This window comes from Agromyces arachidis (assembly GCF_052805135.1).
Genome location: NZ_JBRBDK010000001.1, coordinates 269,814 through 287,056, shown reverse-complemented (window position 1 = coordinate 287,056; position 17,243 = coordinate 269,814). Strand labels below are relative to the sequence as shown.

General features: G+C 70.2%; 20 protein-coding genes. 6 read left to right on the top strand and 14 right to left on the bottom strand.

Annotated elements, in window-relative coordinates; translation table 11 throughout:
- Positions 1-10 precede the first annotated feature (10 nt).
- The 7 genes from ACUY4T_RS01400 to rpsB form a co-directional block, all read right to left on the bottom strand.
- Positions 11-742 (bottom strand): aggregation-promoting factor C-terminal-like domain-containing protein, encoded by a 732-nt coding sequence (locus ACUY4T_RS01400; protein WP_446017107.1) that lies wholly within the window; start codon positions 740-742, stop codon positions 11-13.
- A gap of 50 nt (positions 743-792) precedes the next feature.
- Positions 793-1,347 (bottom strand): DivIVA domain-containing protein, encoded by a 555-nt coding sequence (locus ACUY4T_RS01395; protein WP_446017106.1) that lies wholly within the window; start codon positions 1,345-1,347, stop codon positions 793-795.
- Between the two features lie 20 nt (positions 1,348-1,367).
- Entirely contained in the window at positions 1,368-2,351 is a 984-nt protein-coding gene (locus tag ACUY4T_RS01390) for a phosphatidate cytidylyltransferase (RefSeq protein WP_446017105.1), read from the bottom strand.
- Between the two features lie 9 nt (positions 2,352-2,360).
- The gene (frr, locus tag ACUY4T_RS01385) at positions 2,361-2,915 is read right to left on the bottom strand and encodes a ribosome recycling factor (protein WP_446017104.1); all 555 of its coding nucleotides are present in this window, start codon (positions 2,913-2,915) and stop codon (positions 2,361-2,363) included.
- 30 nt (positions 2,916-2,945) lie between these two features.
- A complete protein-coding gene (gene pyrH / locus ACUY4T_RS01380) occupies positions 2,946-3,677 on the bottom strand; it encodes a UMP kinase (RefSeq protein ID WP_446017103.1) in 732 nt (243 codons plus the stop codon).
- Positions 3,678-3,834: 157 nt separating this feature from the next.
- Entirely contained in the window at positions 3,835-4,665 is an 831-nt protein-coding gene (gene tsf, locus ACUY4T_RS01375; protein WP_446017102.1) for a translation elongation factor Ts, read from the bottom strand.
- A 27-nt stretch (positions 4,666-4,692) separates the two neighbouring features.
- Positions 4,693-5,607: a 30S ribosomal protein S2 gene (gene rpsB, locus ACUY4T_RS01370; RefSeq protein WP_446017101.1), complete on the bottom strand. Its 915-nt coding sequence runs from the start codon at positions 5,605-5,607 to the stop codon at positions 4,693-4,695.
- Between the two features lie 268 nt (positions 5,608-5,875).
- On the opposite strand from rpsB, the gene ACUY4T_RS01365 reads away from it, so the two are divergent.
- The gene (locus tag ACUY4T_RS01365; protein WP_446017100.1) at positions 5,876-6,436 is read left to right on the top strand and encodes a murein hydrolase activator EnvC family protein; all 561 of its coding nucleotides are present in this window, start codon (positions 5,876-5,878) and stop codon (positions 6,434-6,436) included.
- A 1-nt stretch (position 6,437) separates the two neighbouring features.
- Here ACUY4T_RS01365 and ACUY4T_RS01360 read toward each other — a convergent pair whose 3' ends face one another.
- Genes ACUY4T_RS01360 through ACUY4T_RS01345 form a run of 4 tightly spaced genes read right to left on the bottom strand, consistent with a single transcriptional unit; the run spans position 6,438 to position 10,891 of the window.
- On the bottom strand, positions 6,438-7,379 hold the full coding sequence (locus ACUY4T_RS01360; RefSeq protein ID WP_446017099.1) for a tyrosine recombinase XerC: 942 nt from the start codon (positions 7,377-7,379) through the stop codon (positions 6,438-6,440).
- Positions 7,372-8,292 (bottom strand): phosphodiesterase, encoded by a 921-nt coding sequence (locus ACUY4T_RS01355; RefSeq protein WP_446017098.1) that lies wholly within the window; start codon positions 8,290-8,292, stop codon positions 7,372-7,374. The genes ACUY4T_RS01360 and ACUY4T_RS01355 overlap by 8 nt, the downstream gene beginning before the upstream one ends.
- A gap of 50 nt (positions 8,293-8,342) precedes the next feature.
- Positions 8,343-9,578, bottom strand: a complete 1,236-nt coding sequence (gene dprA, locus ACUY4T_RS01350) for a DNA-processing protein DprA (RefSeq protein WP_446017097.1) — start codon at positions 9,576-9,578, stop codon at positions 8,343-8,345.
- The gene (locus tag ACUY4T_RS01345; protein ID WP_446017404.1) at positions 9,575-10,891 is read right to left on the bottom strand and encodes a YifB family Mg chelatase-like AAA ATPase; all 1,317 of its coding nucleotides are present in this window, start codon (positions 10,889-10,891) and stop codon (positions 9,575-9,577) included. The genes dprA and ACUY4T_RS01345 overlap by 4 nt, the downstream gene beginning before the upstream one ends.
- 28 nt (positions 10,892-10,919) lie before the next feature.
- On the opposite strand from ACUY4T_RS01345, the gene ACUY4T_RS01340 reads away from it, so the two are divergent.
- Complete coding sequence (locus ACUY4T_RS01340; protein ID WP_446017096.1) at positions 10,920-11,297, top strand: hypothetical protein; 378 nt, start codon at positions 10,920-10,922, stop codon at positions 11,295-11,297.
- Entirely contained in the window at positions 11,294-12,724 is a 1,431-nt protein-coding gene (locus tag ACUY4T_RS01335) for a recombinase family protein (RefSeq protein WP_446017095.1), read from the top strand. The genes ACUY4T_RS01340 and ACUY4T_RS01335 overlap by 4 nt, the downstream gene beginning before the upstream one ends.
- 1 nt (position 12,725) lies before the next feature.
- Here ACUY4T_RS01335 and ACUY4T_RS01330 read toward each other — a convergent pair whose 3' ends face one another.
- From ACUY4T_RS01330 to ACUY4T_RS01320, 3 genes are all read right to left on the bottom strand, one after another.
- The gene (locus tag ACUY4T_RS01330) at positions 12,726-13,487 is read right to left on the bottom strand and encodes a hypothetical protein (protein ID WP_446017094.1); all 762 of its coding nucleotides are present in this window, start codon (positions 13,485-13,487) and stop codon (positions 12,726-12,728) included.
- An 88-nt stretch (positions 13,488-13,575) separates the two neighbouring features.
- A complete protein-coding gene (locus tag ACUY4T_RS01325; RefSeq protein ID WP_446017093.1) occupies positions 13,576-14,643 on the bottom strand; it encodes an LPO_1073/Vpar_1526 family protein in 1,068 nt (355 codons plus the stop codon).
- Complete coding sequence (locus ACUY4T_RS01320) at positions 14,643-14,816, bottom strand: hypothetical protein (RefSeq protein ID WP_446017092.1); 174 nt, start codon at positions 14,814-14,816, stop codon at positions 14,643-14,645. The genes ACUY4T_RS01325 and ACUY4T_RS01320 overlap by 1 nt, the downstream gene beginning before the upstream one ends.
- A 559-nt stretch (positions 14,817-15,375) precedes the next feature.
- On the opposite strand from ACUY4T_RS01320, the gene ACUY4T_RS01315 reads away from it, so the two are divergent.
- The 3 genes from ACUY4T_RS01315 to ACUY4T_RS01305 all read left to right on the top strand — a co-directional run bounded on the left by ACUY4T_RS01315 (position 15,376) and on the right by ACUY4T_RS01305 (position 17,175).
- Positions 15,376-15,627, top strand: a complete 252-nt coding sequence (locus ACUY4T_RS01315; protein WP_446017091.1) for a hypothetical protein — start codon at positions 15,376-15,378, stop codon at positions 15,625-15,627.
- Between the two features lie 109 nt (positions 15,628-15,736).
- Positions 15,737-15,997 carry a hypothetical protein gene (locus tag ACUY4T_RS01310; RefSeq protein ID WP_446017090.1) on the top strand — a complete coding sequence of 87 codons (261 nt, stop codon included), beginning with the start codon at positions 15,737-15,739 and terminating at the stop codon, positions 15,995-15,997.
- Positions 15,994-17,175 (top strand): AAA family ATPase, encoded by a 1,182-nt coding sequence (locus ACUY4T_RS01305; protein WP_446017089.1) that lies wholly within the window; start codon positions 15,994-15,996, stop codon positions 17,173-17,175. Before ACUY4T_RS01310 ends, ACUY4T_RS01305 begins: the two co-directional genes overlap by 4 nt.
- Positions 17,176-17,243 lie beyond the last annotated feature (68 nt).

Here is a 17,243-nt window from a genome sequence, read left to right as displayed (position 1 = left end):
GCCGGCCGGATCAGTACCAGCCGACGCTCACCGAGTGCGACCACGCGCCGCACGGGGTGCCGTAGCGGCCAGAGATGTAGCCCAGTCCCCACTCGATCTGGGTGGCGGCGTTCGTCGCCCAGTCGGCGCCGGCGGTGGCCATCTTGTCTCCGGGCAGGGCCTGCGGGATGCCGTACGCGCCGCTCGACGGGTTCATGGCGTTCACCCGCCAGCCGGACTCCTTGTTCCAGAGCGCGACGAGGCAGTCGAACTCGCCGCTCCCCCAGCCCCGAGCCGCGACCGCGCCCGCCGCGTAGGCCTGCGCCGATCCCGGGTCCGGGACCACCGAGGGCGGCGCCCAGCCGGCGGAGGCCGGCTCGGGCTCGGGCTCGACGTACTTCTCGACGAGGTAGCCCTCGGAGGCGACGGACGCGGAGTACTCGCCGCGGACCTCGATCTCCTGCGTGGCCTCCCCGCCGAACCGGTCGACCGGGACGTAGGTCGACGACGCCGTCGCACCCGAGTAGGGGTCGACCACGTTGACGAGGAGGAAGCCGACCGAGGCGACGAACGCGAACACGACCGTCGCGGCCTGCTTCAGCGGGCTCGTCACGCGCCCGTGCGACGCGGCACGTGCCGCGCTCGGGGCCTGTGCCGCGGGCGGGAGGGCCGCGCGCGGCGACGGGATTCCGGACATGCGGGAACGCCGTTCCTCGACGGCGTCCACCCGGATCTCGCCGTACTCCCCTGTATGCCTGCCCACGATTGGATGAGTGTATCCGAGCCGACGAGGTGTGGCGAAACGTTCCGGCGTCATCGAACGGCGAGCATCACGTCGACCACTGCGTCGAGCACGAGGTCGACCTGCGATTCGCGGTATCCGCCGCGCTGCGCGGCGAACACGACCCCGCGGACGTCGTCGATGGAGATGGGCCATCCGTCGCGGAAGTAGCGCGTGAGGCGGTCGGCGAACCGGTCGACCTCGCGGACGTCGTAGCCGACGGCGAGCCGGCTCACGCGGTCGAATCGCTCGCCCTCGGGCCGCGCGAGGCGGTTCGCCACCACCTGGGCGGTCGTGCGCGCCTCGGCCAGCCACGCCTCGTCGCCGTGCAGCCTCGCGGCGATCTGCCGCTCCTGGAACGCGAAGGCGTCCTCGAGCCGCTCCAGGGCGGCGTCGACGTGGGCGGTCGAGTACCCGCCCTTCTGCATCGCGAACGCCGTCAGCCTGATCCGCTCCGCGTCGAGTTCGGCATCGTCGGGGAGCGGCCGTCCGTCGTAGGCCCGTCGGGCACGCTGGAGGAACTGCTCGACCTCGGTCGTCTTGTAGCCCAGCTGGTTCTTGCGGGCGCGCGGGAACGTGGCATCCACCGCACCAGTATCCCGCACCGTCACCCGAACACCCGGAAGGCCACGAACGCCACGGCCGCCGACGGCAGGATGGAGTCGAGCCGGTCGAGGAAGCCGCCGTGGCCGGGCAGCCAGGAGCTCATGTCCTTGATGCCCAGGTCGCGCTTGATCAGGGACTCCGCGAGATCGCCGAGGGTCGCCGTCAGGAAGATCGCGATCCCGAACACCACGCCGAACCACCAGGAGTTGCCGAGCATGAAGATCGACAGGAGCACCCCGGCGAGGATGCTGGCCAGTGCACCGCCCGCGAAGCCCTCCCAGGTCTTCTTCGGGCTGATCACGGGGGCCATCGGGTGCCGTCCGAACGCCAGGCCCGACGCGTACGCCCCCGTGTCGGCGGCCACGGCGATGATGATGAACGCGAGCGTCCACCACTGCCCGCCCTCCGCCGCGGTGAGCACCACCGTGAACGTCGCGAGGAACACGACGTAGGCCTGCACCAGCAGTCCGGCGCCGAGGTCGCGCGCGAGGCCGTGCGACGAGGCGCGCACGCTCGCGGAGGCCTGCTCGGCGAGGCGCCAGGCCACGACGAGCAGCATGCCCCCGAGGACGCCCGCGAGCTGGCCCACCGCGCCGCCGTAGTACGCCACCGGCACCGCCACCACGGCGGCGGCGACCGTCGGCACGCGCGGGACGCGGTAGCCGCCGTTGCGGAGCGCCGCAGCGAGCTCGGAGCTGGAGAACGCGGCCACGACGACCGCGAACACCATGAAGAGCTCCTTCACGACGAGGAGACTCAGCAGCAGGGTGCCGCCGAACGCGACGCCGATGCCGATCGCGAGGAACAGGTTCCGCCCGGTCCGGGCGTTGATCCGCTCCTGGGCCTGGTCGAACTGGGCGCGCGACGCCTCGAGCTGCCGCTCGAGTTCGACGCGACGCTGGTGCATCTGCGCGCGGAACTCCGCCCGCGACGAGTACTCGTGGTCGCCGGCGTCCGGACGCTCGCCCTCAGGGACGCCTTCCATGGTCCGCCCTCAGACCTCGAGGAGCTCGGCTTCCTTGCGCTTCAGGGCCTCGTCGATCTGGTCGACGTGCGACTTGGTGACATGCTCGAGCTCCTTCTCGGCGCGCACCACCTCGTCGTCGCCGACCTCGCCCTTGAGGGCCTCGAGGTCGTCCTTCGCCTTGCGACGGATGTTGCGCACGGACACGCGAGCGTCCTCCGCCTTCGACTTGACGATCTTCACGAACTCCTTGCGGCGCTCCTCGGTGAGCTCGGGCAGCGTCACCCGGATGATGTTGCCGTCGTTGGTCGGGTTCGCGCCCAGGTTCGGGGTGTCGCGGATCGCCTGCTCGATGTCCTTCAGCGCGCCCTTGTCGTAGGGGGTGACGACGAGCGTGCGCGCCTCCGGGTTGTTGAGCGACGCGAGCTGTGCCAACGGCGTGGGCGTGCCGTAGTAGCTCACCATGATCTTCTGGAAGAGCTGCGGGTTGGCACGACCGGTCCGGACCGACGCGAAGTCGTCCTTCGCGACCTCGACGGCCTTCTGCATTCGCGCACTTGCTTCGGACAGTACATCCGCGATCACGGGGACTCCTTCTCTCGGGCTCGGGACAGTCTATCGATCGGTTGCGGGCTCGCCGTTGCTGACGAGCGTGCCCAGCTGCTCGCCGAGGATCGCCTTGGTGACGTTGCCGGCCGGCTCCATGCCGAACACCTGCATCGGCATGCCGTTGTCCATGCACAGGCTGAACGCGGTCGAGTCGACGACCTTCAGGCCGCGCTGCAGCGCCTCCTGGTAGCTGATCCGGTCGATCTTGTGCGCGTCGGGGTTGGTCCGGGGGTCGTCGGAGTAGACGCCGTCGACGCCGTTCTTGGCGACGAGCACGACGTCCGCGCCGATCTCCAGCGCTCGCTGGGCCGCGACCGTGTCGGTCGAGAAGTACGGCAGGCCCGCCCCGGCGCCGAAGATGACGACGCGGCCCTTCTCGAGGTGCCGTTCGGCACGCCGCGGGATGTAGGGCTCGGCGACCTGGGTCATCGAGATCGCGGACTGGACCCGCGTCTCCGCGCCGGCCTGCTCGAGGAAGTCCTGGAGGGCGAGCGAGTTCATCACGGTGCCGAGCATGCCCATGTAGTCCGCGCGGCCGCGGTCCATGCCGCGCTGGCTCAGCTCGGCGCCGCGGAAGAAGTTGCCACCGCCGACCACGATCGCGATTTCCACCGTCCGCGCGGCATCCGCGATCTCGCGCGCGAGCGAGCTGACCACGTCGGGGTTCACTCCGAGCGCTCCGCCGCCGAATGCCTCGCCCGACAGCTTGAGCAGGACCCTCCGCCTGTGTTCCGTCATCCCCGACCGATCCTTCCCCTTGGGAGTCAAAACTAGTGGTTCACCCGGCTGCGGCGCAGTGCCGGGCCGGAGCCCGTCCGGAACTCGCCCTGCGAGCGGCATCCGGACAGGAAAGGAGCCCGGATCGCCGAGGCGATCCGGGCTCCCATGTCACGACCTACGCGCCGACCTTGAAGCGGGCGAAGTCGGAGACGGTGATGCCGGCGTCCGAGAGGACCTTGCCGACGGACAGCTTGTTGTCCTTGGCGTAGTCCTGCTCGAGCAGCGCGACCTGCTTGTAGAAGGCGCCGAGGCGACCCTCGACGATCTTCGGGAGGGCGGCCTCGGGCTTGCCCTCCTCGCGGGTGATCTGCTCGACGAGCGCGCGCTCCTTCTCGACCGCCTCGGCCGGGACGTCCTCGCGGGCGAGGTACTCCGGCGCGGCGAACGAGATGTGCTGCGCGACCGAGCGAGCGGTCTCGGCGTCGGCGCCGGCGTAGCCGAGCACCACGCCGACCTGCGGGGGCAGGTCCTTCGACGTCTTGTGCAGGTAGATCGAGAACGTCTCGCCCTTGACGAGGCGGATGCGACGCAGCTCGACCTTCTCGCCGAGGATCGCGGCCTCCTCGCTGATCACGTCGGCGACGGTCTTGCCGTCCGCCGGCGCGGCCAGCGCGGCCTCGACGGTCTCGGCGCGAGCCGCGGCGACGGCCGCCAGCACGCGGTCGGCCAGCGCCACGAACTTGTCGCCCTTGGCGACGAAGTCGGTCTCGCACGCGAGCTCGATGAGGGTGGCGGTGCCGTCGCCGTTGTCGACGGCGGCGACGAGGCCCTCGGCTGTGGAGCGGTCGGCGCGCTTGGCGTTGCCCTTCGCGCCCTTCAGGCGGAGGATCTCGACGGCCTTCTCGAGGTCGCCGTCGGCTTCCACGAGCGCGTTCTTCGTGTCGACCATGCCGGTGCCGAGGCGCTCGCGCAGGGTCTTGACGTCTTCGAGGGTGAAGTTGGCCATATCAGGCAGTCTCCTGGACTCGTGGTCTTACTTGGACTCGGCGTCGGCCGGTGCGGCCTCGGCCTCGGGCTCGGCCTCGGGCTCGGTGCCCTCGGCGACGACCTCGGCGGCCTCGGTCTTCGCCTCGGCCTCGGTGCCGGCGACCTTCTCGGTCTCGGCCGACGACTGCTCGGGGGTCTCGGCGGCGCCGGCCTGCAGGAGCTCCTGCTCCCACTCGGCGAGCGGCTCGGCCTCCTGGCCCTCCTCCGGCTTCTGGTGGCGCTGGATGAGCCCCTCGGCGGCGGCGTCCGCGATGATGCGGGTCAGCAGGCTCACCGAGCGGATCGCGTCGTCGTTGCCCGGGATCGGGTACTGGACCTCGTCGGGGTCGCAGTTGGTGTCGAGGATGCCGATGACGGGGATGCCGAGCTTCTTGGCCTCGTCGATCGCGAGGTGCTCCTTCTTGGTGTCCACGACCCAGAGCGCCGACGGCGTCTTCGAGAGGTTGCGGATGCCGCCGAGCGACTTGTGGAGCTTGTCGAGCTCGCGCTTCTTGAGCAGCAGCTCCTTCTTGGTGAAGCCCGAGGTGGTGCCCTCGAAGTCGAGCTCCTCGAGCTCCTTCATGCGCGCGAGGCGCTTGGAGACCGTGGTGAAGTTCGTGAGGAGGCCGCCGAGCCAGCGCTGGTTCACGTAGGGCTGGCCGACGCGGGTCGCCTGCTCGGCGATGGACTCCTGCGCCTGCTTCTTGGTGCCGACGAAGAGGATGGTGCCGCCGTGGGCGACCGTCTCCTTGACGAAGTCGTAGGCCTTGTCGATGTAGGCCAGCGACTGCTGCAGGTCGATGATGTAGATGCCGGAGCGCTCGGTGAAGATGAAGCGCTTCATCTTCGGGTTCCAGCGGCGGGTCTGGTGCCCGAAGTGGACGCCGCTGTCGAGCAGCTGGCGGATGGTGACGACGGCCATGGCCGTACTCCTTCTGTTCTCAGTTGTCGCTCCGGCCGGCGGCCGGAAGCCCTGGTGCCCGGCACGGCTCCGCCGGCTCTTGCGAGCGGGACTGAATGGAGTCGGTGGCCGAATGGGCACGCGTAGTCGCCCCGACGCGCGGGACGCTCCGGACATGCTATCACGCAGCCCGGCCCGGCCCCTCCTCCACAGGCCCGCGACGACGGCGCGGAACGCCGTCCTCCGACTCTCCGGACAAGCGGACGGCGCCGACTGCAAGAGTGCTCGCATGGCCCCCGCTCCGTTCCGTTCCCGACGCGTCCGCGCTTCGCTCCTCCTGCTCGCGCTGTCGCTCGGCGCGGCCTCGGCGACCGGCATGGTCGCCGCCGTCGCGAACCCCTCGGCGGCGTCGTCGGGCTCCGCCGCTCCGATGCCCGCCGCCGGCTGGCAGTGGCCGCTCGCGCCGCCGGTCCGCCTCGTGGAACCCTTCCGCGCCCCGCTCACCCCGTACGCCGCGGGACATCGCGGGATCGACCTCGCCGCAGGGCCCGGCACGACGGTCCGTGCGGCGGCAGGCGGCACGATCGCGTTCGCGGGCCCGGTCGCCGGCCGCGGCGTGCTGTCGATCGACCACGGCGACGGTGTCGTGAGCGCGATCGAGCCGGTCGCGGCATCCGTCGCGGTCGGCGACCGGGTCGCGGCGGGCGAGCCCGTGGCGACCGTGGACGAAGGAGGGCACTGCGCCTCCCGATGCGTGCACTTCGGGGTCCGGGTGCACGGCGAGTACGTCTCACCGCTGCTCTTCCTCGGCGGTCTCCCGCGTGCGGTGCTCCTGCCGATTCGCGGCTGAGTCAGGCGCGCGGGTGCGCCGTCGCGTAGGTCTGCTTGAGTCGCTCGGCGGAGACGTGCGTGTAGATCTGGGTCGTGCCGAGGCTCGCGTGCCCGAGGAACTCCTGGACGGCGCGCAGGTCGGCGCCGCCGTCGAGCAGGTGCGTCGCGGCGCTATGCCGGAAGGCGTGCGGTCCGGCCGGACCGGAGCCCGGCAGCTCGGCGAGCAGGCCGGCCACGAGCCGGTGCACGGCGCGCACGCCGAGTCGACCGCCGCGCACGCCGAGGAAGAACGCATGGCCGCGACCGTCGGCGGCCCCCCGGCCGGACGGCGCCGCCGCCGCAAGCGCCGGGCGGGCGTGCTCGAGGTAGCGGTCGAGGGCACGCGCGGCGGGCGCCCCGTAGGGCACGACGCGTTGCTTCGAGCCCTTCCCGGTCACGCGCACAGTGCGGTTGCCCCGATCGAGGTCGTCGACGTCGAGTCCGACCAGCTCCGAGACGCGCAGCCCGCATGCGTAGAGCAGCTCGACGATCGCGAGGTCGCGCACGGCGACGGGCCCGCCCTCGACGGCGTCGAGCTGCAGTCGCTCGAGAAGCGCGGTCACGGCGGGCGCGGCGACCACCCGCGGGAGCGTCCGCTTCGCCCGGGGCGCCCGCAGGCGTGCGGCCGGGTCCACCGCCACGGCCCCCGTGCGCTCGAGCCAGGCGCACAGTCCGCGGGCCGAGGCCGCACGGCGGGCCACCGTCGCTCGCGCCAGCCCGCGCTCGGTGGCGCTCCACAACCAGTCGCGCAGGAGGTCGAGGTCCAGCCCGTCCACGTCGTGGACCGATCGCTCGGCGGCGAAGCGGGCGAGGTCGGCGAGGTCGGACGCATAGGCGTCGATGGTGTGCCCGGAGTACCCGCGCTCGTGCCGGATGTGGCCGAGGTAGTCGTCCACGGCCGCGTCGAGGCGACGGTCAGTCATCGGCGGGCGCACCGCGCTTGCGGGAGAACCGGTCGATCCGCCCGTCGTCGTCGAGTGCCTCGAGCTCGCGGAGGAACTGCTCGCCGAAGCTGGTGACCTCGGTGAACTCGCCGACGGGGACGACCGAGGTGACCACGTCCTCCTCGAAGAGGTGCACGAGCGACACCGACTGGCCGCCGTCGACCCCGACGAGTTCGCGGGGCGGCGCGGAGAGGTCCATCGTGTAGGCGAGCGCGCCTGCGACGGACACCGGGATGCCGGCGAAACTGCCCTGCGTCGGGTAGTGCAGGTGGCCGCCCAGGATCGCGCGCACGTCGGTGCCGCGGATGGCATCGGCGAGCGCGTCCTGCCCGCGGAGCTCGAGCACGTCCATGAGGGCGAGGGGCGTCGCGATCGGCGCGTGGTGCATGGCGAGGATGGTGCCGTGCGGCGCAGGCTCGCTCAGCACGTCGGCCAGCCAGTCGAGGGTGGCCGGCTGCAGCGCGCCGTGGTGGTAGCCCGGGACGCTCGTGTCGAGCGCGACCACCCGGAGCCCGCCGAGGTCGGTGACGCGATCGACCGGCCCGTCGGGCGGGGCGTCCTCGCGCAGGAGGATCTCGGCGAAGGGTGCCCGCTCGTCGTGGTTGCCCATCACCCAGATGAGCCGTGCCCCGGTCTCGTCCCCGAGGGGCTCGAGCAGGTCGCGGACGCGGTGGTAGGCGTCGCGCTCGCCGAGGTCGGTCACGTCGCCCGTGACGAGGATCGCGTCGAGCGAGCCGGCGAGACGGCCGAGCTGCCGAACCGCCCGGTCGAGGTGCGCCACGGTGTCCGCGGTGCCGCCGAGCGGAGCGCCGCCTGCGAGGAAGTGCGTGTCGCTCAGGTGGGCGATCACGTGCCGCGCCGCCGGGTACCTGCCGAATCGGGGATGGTCCATCGCTGCCTCCGCAGCCCAGCCTATGACCACCCCCGCCCGTCGGCCCGTCGTCACGCCGGGCGGCGGCGAACCCACCCGTCGTCGGCCCGGCGGACCAGGCCCGTCGCGTCGAGCGCGCCCAGCGCCCCGAGGACGGCCGTCGCCTCGAGCCCGGCCAGGTGCGCCACCTCGACCACGGTGCGCCCGCCTCGCAGGCGGAGCGCATCCAGCACGCGACGCTCGTCGGACGTGAGCGCGTCGAGCGCCCGGGCGTCCACCGGCGACGCGCTCCCCTCCGGGTCGCCTTCGTGAGGTGCGACGCCGGCGAGTTCGGCCATCTGCGCGGCATCCGTCACGCAGACCGCGTCGTACTCGCGGAGCAACCGGTGGCATCCGGCCGAGGCCGGACTCGTGACCGGCCCCGGTACCGCGCCGAGCGGCCGGCCGAGCGCCGCGGCGTGCCCTGCGGTGTTCAGCGATCCCGATCGCATCCCCGCCTCGAGCACGACCGTGGCACGCGCCGCCGCCGCGATCAGTCGATTGCGCTGGAGGAACCGCCAGCGCGTCGGCGCGGCCCCGCAGGGCAGTTCGGAGGCGACGGCGCCCGTCTCGGCGATCCGGGTCAGCAGCGCGTCGTGGCCGACGGGATAGAAGCGGTCCACCCCGCCCGCGAGGTAGGCGACGGTGGTTCCGTCGTTCGCGAGGGCGGAGCGGTGCGCGGTTCCGTCGATGCCGTACGCACCGCCTGACACGACCGCGAATCCCCGGTCGACGAGTCCGGCCGCGGCCTCGACGGCGACGTGCTCGCCGTACGGGGTGGCGGCCCGTGCACCGACCAGGGCGATCGACGGGGTCGCACCGAGCGCGTCGGCGCGTCCGCGCACCCAGAGGGCCAGCGGCGCGTGCGCGTCCAGGTCGTCGAGCGAGCCCGGCCAGTCGGGGTCGCCGGGCACGAGCAGCCTCGCTCCGAGGCGCGCGGCCTGGCCGAGGCTCCGGGCGAACGCGGCATGGTCGAGACGCGGCCGCCACCGCCGGAGCCCGGCGGCGACCTCCGGCATCGACACGGCCGCACCCGCGTCTCGGGCTTCCCCGGCGAGCGCCGTACCCTCGGCGTCGCCGAGGATCGCCTCCGCAGTGCGCTCCGCACCGAGCGCGGCGACCAGCCGGCCCAGCACGCCGTCCCCGGGTTCCGAGGCGAACCCCATCACCGCGGCGGCGACGACGCGCCGTCCCGAGCCGCCGTCGGGCGGGCGGAGCGCAGCGAGGTCCGGCGCGGATGCGGCCGCGGTGCGGTCGAGCGCGTTCATGCCGTCAGGCCGGAACGCAGGGCGAGGGCACGACCGACGTGCTGCGCGCTCGGTCGAGCCGCACCTTCGAGGTCGGCGACGGTCCAGGCCACCTTGAGCACGCGGTCGTATCCGCGCATGGTGACGCGGCCGTGCTCCAACGCGTGGTCGAGCGCCCGGGTGGCGTCGCCGCCGGGGTGCATCCCGCCCGCCCCGCGGAGCCAGGGCCCGGGCACCTCGGCGTTGGTGCGCCACGGCGTGCCGGCATAGCGCTGCGCGGCGACCGCGCGGGCCCGCATCACCCGGTCGCGCGCATCGGCTGACGTCATGGCGGGTGCGGACGATCCGTGCTGGGCCATCCGCAGCTTCGCCGGCGTGAGGCGATCGACGTTCAGTCGGAGGTCGATGCGGTCGAGCAGCGGACCGGAGATGCGGGCGAAGTAGCGTCGCCTCGTCGCAGGCGGGCAGGCGCACGCGTCGGCCACCGTCTCGCCTCCTCCGCACGGGCACGGGTTCGCCGCGAGCACGAGCTGGAATCGCGCCGGGAAGGTCGCGACGGCGTTCGCCCGGTGGATGGTGATCTCGCCCGATTCGAGCGGTTGGCGCAGGGCGTCGAGGACCGAGGCGGGGAACTCCGGCGCCTCGTCGAGGAACAGCACGCCGTGGGAGGCGCGTGCGGCGGCACCGGGTCGGATGCCGCGGCTGCCGCCGCCGACCATGGCCGCAGCGCTGGCGGTGTGATGCGGCGCCTCGAAGGGCGGGCGGGTGCACAGCGTGCCGCCCACGCGCTCCCCCGCGAGGGACCGCAGCGAGGCCACCTCGAGCGCGGCATCCGGGGTGAGATCGGGCAGGATCCCGGGCAGCCTGGAGGCGAGCATCGTCTTGCCCGCACCCGGTGGGCCCGCCATGAGCAGGTGGTGTCCCCCGGCCGCCGCGATCAGCAGCGCGTCGACCGCGCCGGGGTTGCCGACGACGTCGGCGAGATCGCCTCCCGTCCAGTGGACGGGCTCGCCGCGCCCGTCGGCGGGGTCGTCGAGGACGGGTTCGACGGCCTCTGCGATCGACGGGTCGAACTCGCCGCCGTGCCGGACGGCCGCCTCGAGGAGCGACCCGACCGCGACGACCTCGATCCCGGGCACGAGGCGCGCCTCGTCGGCGTTCGCGACGGGAACCATCACCCGGTCGTGGCCGGCCCGCGCCGCCGCGAGGACGGCGGGGAGGATGCCGTGGGTGGGGCGCAGCCGCCCGTCGAGTCCGAGCTCGCCGAGGTGGACGAAGCGTTCGACGGATTCGCGGCGCACCGTGCCGGCTGCGGCGAGGCAGGCGACGGCGATCGCGAGGTCAAAACCCTACAATTGACATATGAAGAGAACCAGCCTCTTGGGCCTCCCTGTCGCCCATCTCGCGATGGCCGCTGCCGTCACTTTCACGCTTGCTGCTTGCACACCTGCACCCTCCGGGGAAGACGTAGCGGAGCGTTTCCGCATCGAGATAGAGGCCGCGACTGACGGGCTTCTCGCTCAGGACAATCCCGAGGTGGTAGGGCTCTCGGAGGACGTCGCGGACGACCTGCTCGACGGCGGATGCACGATCGATCCGGGCCTTGGGCTCGACGAGGATGAGAACGAGGCATACATCTACGCCGTTAGCGCCACCTGCCTGATGTACTTCGAGCATGAGATGAGCGAGGCGCAGATCGACAGGGCGAAGGTTCGATTGCTTGAGCAGGCGACAGAATGAGCGCCCGGCTACCCGCGGCGATCTACAGCCGCATCTCGGACGACCGAGAGGGCCGCGAGGTCGGCGTCGAGCGTCAAGAGGAGGACTGCCGCGCACTGGCGGAGCGCCACGGCTACGAGGTGGTCGCGGTCTACCGCGAGAACGACGTGAGCGCGTCGACGCGAAGCAAGAAGCCGCGGCCGCGTTACCTCGAGATGCTTACTGCCGCACGCTCAGGTGAGTGCCGCGCGATTCTGGCCTACAGCAACAGCCGCCTGACTCGTCGCCCGCTTGAGGTCGAGGACATCATCACGCTGCACGAGCGGTACGGCACGCGCATCGAGACCGTGGTGTCCGGCAACGACGACCTGAGCACCGCCGACGGCCGGATGGTAGCCCGCATCAAGGGCAACGTCGATGCGGCAGAGGCGGAGCGAACCGCCGAGCGCGTGGCTCGGGCGAAGGCGCAGGCAGCCGCGCAGGGTCGCTATCGTGGCGGTCGTCGTCCGTTCGGTTACGAGAAGGACGGAGTGACCGTCCGCGAAATCGAGGCGAAGGTGATCCGTGAGGCGACCGACGCGATACTGGTGGGTCGGTCGCTGCGCGCGACCGCTCGCGCGCTCAACGAGGCCGGCCGGAAGACGTCGACCGGCAAGCCGTGGACTGGCGAACAGTTGCGTGACGTCCTGCTCCGGCCGCGCAACGCCGGACTGCTCGCTCGCGGGCAGGCCCGTAAGGCGGGCTTCGAGATCGTCGGACCGGCCGAGTGGCCCGCGATCGTGGAGGAAGAGAAGTGGCGGGCGTTGTACGCGCTGTTGACCGACTCCTCGCGCCGCACATCCCCCGGGAATGACGCGCAGTGGCTGGGCTCCTACATCTACCGATGCGGCATCTGCGGCGCTCCCCTGCGCCCGACTGCCACCGGGCAGACGAACGCCCGGCCGAACCACACGCGCACCGCCCATTACCGCTGCACCGCCCAGGCGCACCTTATGATCACCGCTGGCTTCACCGACGACTACGTGCGAGGCGTCGTCGCGGAGATGGTGCGCGACTCGCGCGTGGTTGCGGCAATCCACCCTGCCGACCCGGAACTTGAGTTGTTCCGGGACCGGCGCCGCACGCTTAGCATCCGCCTCGAGTCGTTCGAGCGCGACTATGCGCTCGGGACGATCACCGGCGCCCAGCTTCAGCGCGCGACGGCGACCGTAAGCGCCGAGCTCGCGGAGGTCGACGCACGCCTCGCGAGGTCGATGCAGCGGTCGACGTCCTCCCCGATCCTCGGCGCCGACGACCCCGGACAGGCGTTCCTCGACGCGCCGCTCGACGTGCAGCGCGCCGTCCTCGCGACGGTGCTGCGCGTCGAGGTACTGCCTCGCCCTGAAGGAATGCGCGGGAAGGCGTGGACAGCGGAGCGCCTGCGGCTGACGCCCGCCGGCGAGGGGTGACCTATCCCCTCGCGTCCTTGCCGCGTATCCGCCGCCAGAATCGACGCAGACGAACGCCGAAGCCCACCCTCGGCTCCTTCAATTGCTGATCCTCCGGTACGCCCATCGCCGCTTGCTCCTCTCGGATCCTCGGCCGCGCCTCCCTCGTTGGCCCGACGTTATCGGGGTCGTTATGGACCCACTCGATTGGCTCCGCGCCGTTGCGCCGCCACCACTTTCCGCTTGCGTCGCGGAACAGGATCGTCGGTTGATGCACCACGAATCCGGGATGGTGGCGATTCGGGATGACGAACCGCACCGCGATCTCCTGATCGGGGTGAATGGCATTGAGGTCGATGTACGGGTCACCGATCGGCCTGCCGCCGTCGAGAAGCTGGACCCGTACCGGCGCGATAAGTTCTTTGCTCGCGTTGTGCACCACGACGGTCACATCGACCGCATGCTCGGTAGTTCTCTCAACCCGTTGCACGTTCCCGTGGCTATCCTCCTCGAGACTCACCTCTGATACCGGGAAGACACCCGCTTCTTCGCCTCGCGACAAGCCCGGAGCAATCTCGTCACCGGCGTAGTGATCGCTGAAGTGGCTCACGCTGGCGTAGACCAGGCGGGCCTGCTCCTCGCGCTTGACACGGACGTTGTGACGATAGGTGCCCGCGGCGATTCCCAGTGCCGTCAAGCCACCGAGGGTTGTTACCCATCCGCGGAGCGCTTCCCATTGCGCGGGCGTCAGAAGGCACACGAACCAGTTCCACGCATCGGCCATGAAGTGCACGCTACTGGTCGGACCGCGCGGTTCGGGAGATAGCGATCCGCGGCGCTGTGCGGCCTCCCCTATGCCGACCGTTCGAAACTCAGGGCTCTTCGCGTGGGAGCTGACCGGCTGTGTCCAGGCGGTAGGCATTGGCGCGAGCCAGAGTCCTGCCGACTGCTGTGGTCTGAATCCCTTGCGGAATCGCGTTGTACCAGTCCGCCACACGCCCGAGAGAAGGTCGGTCGCGAACCGATCGTCCGAAAGCCTCGAGGGCAATCGGGTCAACCTCCCCTAGACCAAAGACCGATTTCGCTTCGGAGATATACGCCTCAGCCAAATCAGACGGGATCTCGGGGCGACCGAGGATCTCGCGCATCTTCCCCTCGCTGACAAACGCAGCACGCACGAACCCCGGCTTCAACTCGTGATCAACGATGAGATTGCCCCACTCAGCAGTGCCGAAATCCCCCGTAAGGCGGGCCGGCGCTTCTTCAGCTGCAACGCCAGGCGCGACATACCCGATCGTCTGCTTCGAGTAGTACTCATCGAAGCCCTTGAGAGACCCGATTGGATTCACGCGCAGAGCATCCAGGAGATCAAGATGGTCGATCCACTCGGCGCCGTCGGGCAATGGACCGTCGAGCAACTTCTGCATCAGCCCATCCATCACGTCGAGCCCGGCCATGATCCATCCGGTACTCGGCGTGTATGTCTGAACGGCGACGAGCACGGTGAGCGCTCGAAGGGCGAGGTCATCGATTCGATCTACTACCTCGACGGCGCGTTCGACGGCAGTCCGGATCGGGCGGTTTGACGGATTCTTGGCGCGCTCAACGAGCATCGCCGACAGAAGGTCGTAGTCATCCGGCCGCTCACTCGATGCAGCGCCCTCCTGTGCCTTCCGATACGCACGAACGAACGCTGGATCCGCGAAGGAGCCCAAGAGCGCTTCTTGGCTGAGTGCGTCGATGCTGCGACGGTCGAAATCAACGAGCCGGGCCTCGATGATCGCGGCCGATTCGGCCGCGAATTCGTCAACCACGCTGCGAGCCTGCTCCCAGGCGATCTCACGGGCGCGCTCCTCGGTGATTCCCATCTGGAGGTCACCGTGCACCTGGATCTGGACGGCGTTATCCCCGGCGTTCTGACCTTGGCCGCCGAATTGCACTACTTCGCCCCGTTGATATCGCGCCCGGCCTGGTACTGGCTGGCGTTATCTCCGGCATGCTGACGCTGCGACGTCTTGCGTATGGCCAGCCTCCATCCGATCGCACCACCGCCCGCTCCGCCGATCAGCAGACCGATCAGCAGCGTGCCGAGCCCTTCAAACAGCCACTCCATTTGGTCCCTCCCCTGCACTGCGCTCGACCATACAGCGTGCCACCGACGCGGCGACCGGCCCATGCGGCCAACGCTTAGCCGCTGCAGTACCGTGAGCGGCGGGGTTCCGACGCTCGGACGTCGGAAGCCCGCCGTTGACTCAAACAGCGAAACCTGAGGCGTGGGAAATCCGTGATCTGCGGCTCTGTATGCCATCCGACATTCAGGCGATACAGACGAGTCACGAGAAGCCGCCAGGAGGGCATACAGAGCCGCTGAGCATGGGTTTCCTACTCGCGACGATTTCGTGAGAAAGTGAATCCAACAACAGAACACCTTCGCACCGAGCTGGGGCGCGTCATCCGGATGATGGCGTCGTGCGTTGTCCACCTGGATGCCGCCGCTCCCGGAAGAACGCAAGAAAGAGGCCAGTACCCAAGGCCGTGTGAGACCAAGTCGCCCCGGCGACCTGATGGCATCGGTACAGGCTGGCAATCGCCGGACGGGCCGTTACGAAGAGCCACAACAAGACCGTGGCGAGTAGTGAAGTGCAACCCACCTCTCTCTGAGGAGTTGCATCATGGCCCGCTACGCCCCCAAGGAGCGCGCCGCCGAGGAACTCGGCTGCACCGTGCTCACCATCGAGAACTGGATGAGCCGCGGCTTCATCCATGGTTACCGCGACGCGGCTAAGCCGCGCGTGGTGTTCGTAGATCTGGATGAGATCGAGCGCGCGCTCAAGACCCAGTACCCGAAGATGCGCGACCCGCGGAAGCGCCGCGGCGTCAAGCTGATCCCGGTCGCCGTCCCCATCGAGGGGGCGGACCAATGAGCGCCCCGACGCCTGCCGAGGCGGCACAGGCGCTGCGGCCTCTCACCGACGCTCAGGCGGCGCGCGTAGCCGCGCTACTGAGCCTCGTCCAGAGGACGGAGGCCCGCGGATGATCCGGCCCGCCGTGCACCGTTCGGCGCGGCCGTATCGCTGCCAGTTCTGCGGGAACGAGTTCCATCCCAACTACTCCACCAAGCGCCTCTTCTGCAGTCAGGCATGTGTCACCGCGGCGAACATCGCACGGCAGGAGCGTATGCGCGTACTGCGCGGGGCCGCCCGGTCCGGGACCATGAGCGCCGAGGAGATCGCCGCGGGGCTCGCCTCGTTGAACGTCGAGCCCGAGCCCTTGTACGAGGAGTGGGAGCTGTGAGCGGCACGACCGATCCCTTGGCCTCGATAGACCAGGCGATCATGTCGCGTCAGAGCGAGGAAGCGGAGCGAGTTCGACGCGCGCGGCTGCGGCGACTCCGCACGACACCGGTCTTTGACCCTTCGGGATCGGACGTCGCAACGCGACCCTACGTGCCGGGCCTCTGGAGCCATGGCAGCATCCCCGCCCTCATCGGCCCGAAGGGATGGGGAAAGACCAAGCTGCTGTGCGAGTTGACGGCGGCGCTTGTCCTGCCGGGGCGGCGGCTGCTCGATCACTTCGAGGCGGCCGACCTGACGGACGCCGAGCGGCGCCGCGACGTGTGGCTGATCAACTCGGAGACGCGCCCCGGCGCCGTGCACGAGGAGTTGCAGGCGGCCGGCCTGGCGTTCGGTCACCGCGATGGAGTCCCCTGCTACTTCAGCCCTGAGCTCGGGCCGGACGCGGGAGTGTTGATCGTGGAGCATCTGACCATGAGCGGCGGGGCCACCGCGTTCAACATCACCGAGGAGGAGAAGCGTCGCTACTGGGAAGAGCGTTTCATCGGGTACGCGGATCAGCTCAAACCGCCTCTGACCGTGATCGCGGACGGCGTGACTGCCACTCTCGGGAACGACACCGGACGCACCGGAGCGTTTGCCTCGGGCTTCCGGAGGCTGCTCCGTGAGGCTGGGATTCCCAATGGCCTCGCGGTGCTCCACTCGCCGATGAGCCCGAGCGTGAACACGCCGATGGGCGGCATCGAATCGATGGGCGAGTGGGACGGTATGTGGATCGCGTCGGCTGCGACGTTCCCGGTGCGTCCCGCGACGACCCGCTGGTTCGAGACCCTTCCGAGGATCGGTGATCCGGAGGTGCTTCGCCGCAGGATCGAGCTTCGCGAGGGACGGCTGCGCCTGATCGATGTCGCTTCATCGCCTGACGCCGGATCGCAGACCAACGCCACGGATCATGGAGGACGCCGGGCCGAGTTGCGTGCGAAGCTCCTCGCGGCCGAAGAATGGCTCTGGACGAAGGAGGTCTGCGGCACCGGCGAGGAGTACAAGGCCAACAAGATCGTTCTCGAGCTGATGGAGCGAGAGGGCGAGGTCGAGTCGCGGTCGCAGGGAGGCCGCAACCGGGGCTATCAGTGGCGGATTTCGGGAGCGAACTCCGTCACGAACCCGGACCGTGAGTGACGACCTGCCGGTATCTATGCACACGGCAGGGTGCACGGATCTTCGGGTCTTCTAGGGTGATGGGGAGT

What these genes read in the sequence shown, in the direction of transcription:
- dprA (WP_446017097.1), bottom strand. Translation starts at nt 9,578, where the DNA reads ATGAACGCGCTCGACCGCACCGCGGCCGCATCCGCGCCGGACCTCGCT.
- tsf (WP_446017102.1), bottom strand. Translation starts at nt 4,665, where the DNA reads ATGGCCAACTTCACCCTCGAAGACGTCAAGACCCTGCGCGAGCGCCTC.
- rpsB (WP_446017101.1), bottom strand. Translation starts at nt 5,607, where the DNA reads ATGGCCGTCGTCACCATCCGCCAGCTGCTCGACAGCGGCGTCCACTTC.
- ACUY4T_RS01315 (WP_446017091.1), top strand. Translation starts at nt 15,376, where the DNA reads ATGGCCCGCTACGCCCCCAAGGAGCGCGCCGCCGAGGAACTCGGCTGC.
- ACUY4T_RS01355 (WP_446017098.1), bottom strand. Translation starts at nt 8,292, where the DNA reads ATGGACCATCCCCGATTCGGCAGGTACCCGGCGGCGCGGCACGTGATC.
- ACUY4T_RS01320 (WP_446017092.1), bottom strand. Translation starts at nt 14,816, where the DNA reads ATGGAGTGGCTGTTTGAAGGGCTCGGCACGCTGCTGATCGGTCTGCTG.
- ACUY4T_RS01310 (WP_446017090.1), top strand. Translation starts at nt 15,737, where the DNA reads ATGATCCGGCCCGCCGTGCACCGTTCGGCGCGGCCGTATCGCTGCCAG.
- ACUY4T_RS01360 (WP_446017099.1), bottom strand. Translation starts at nt 7,379, where the DNA reads ATGACTGACCGTCGCCTCGACGCGGCCGTGGACGACTACCTCGGCCAC.
- ACUY4T_RS01330 (WP_446017094.1), bottom strand. Translation starts at nt 13,487, where the DNA reads ATGGCCGATGCGTGGAACTGGTTCGTGTGCCTTCTGACGCCCGCGCAA.
- ACUY4T_RS01365 (WP_446017100.1), top strand. Translation starts at nt 5,876, where the DNA reads ATGGCCCCCGCTCCGTTCCGTTCCCGACGCGTCCGCGCTTCGCTCCTC.
- ACUY4T_RS01390 (WP_446017105.1), bottom strand. Translation starts at nt 2,351, where the DNA reads ATGGAAGGCGTCCCTGAGGGCGAGCGTCCGGACGCCGGCGACCACGAG.
- pyrH (WP_446017103.1), bottom strand. Translation starts at nt 3,677, where the DNA reads ATGACGGAACACAGGCGGAGGGTCCTGCTCAAGCTGTCGGGCGAGGCA.
- ACUY4T_RS01335 (WP_446017095.1), top strand. Translation starts at nt 11,294, where the DNA reads ATGAGCGCCCGGCTACCCGCGGCGATCTACAGCCGCATCTCGGACGAC.
- ACUY4T_RS01340 (WP_446017096.1), top strand. Translation starts at nt 10,920, where the DNA reads ATGAAGAGAACCAGCCTCTTGGGCCTCCCTGTCGCCCATCTCGCGATG.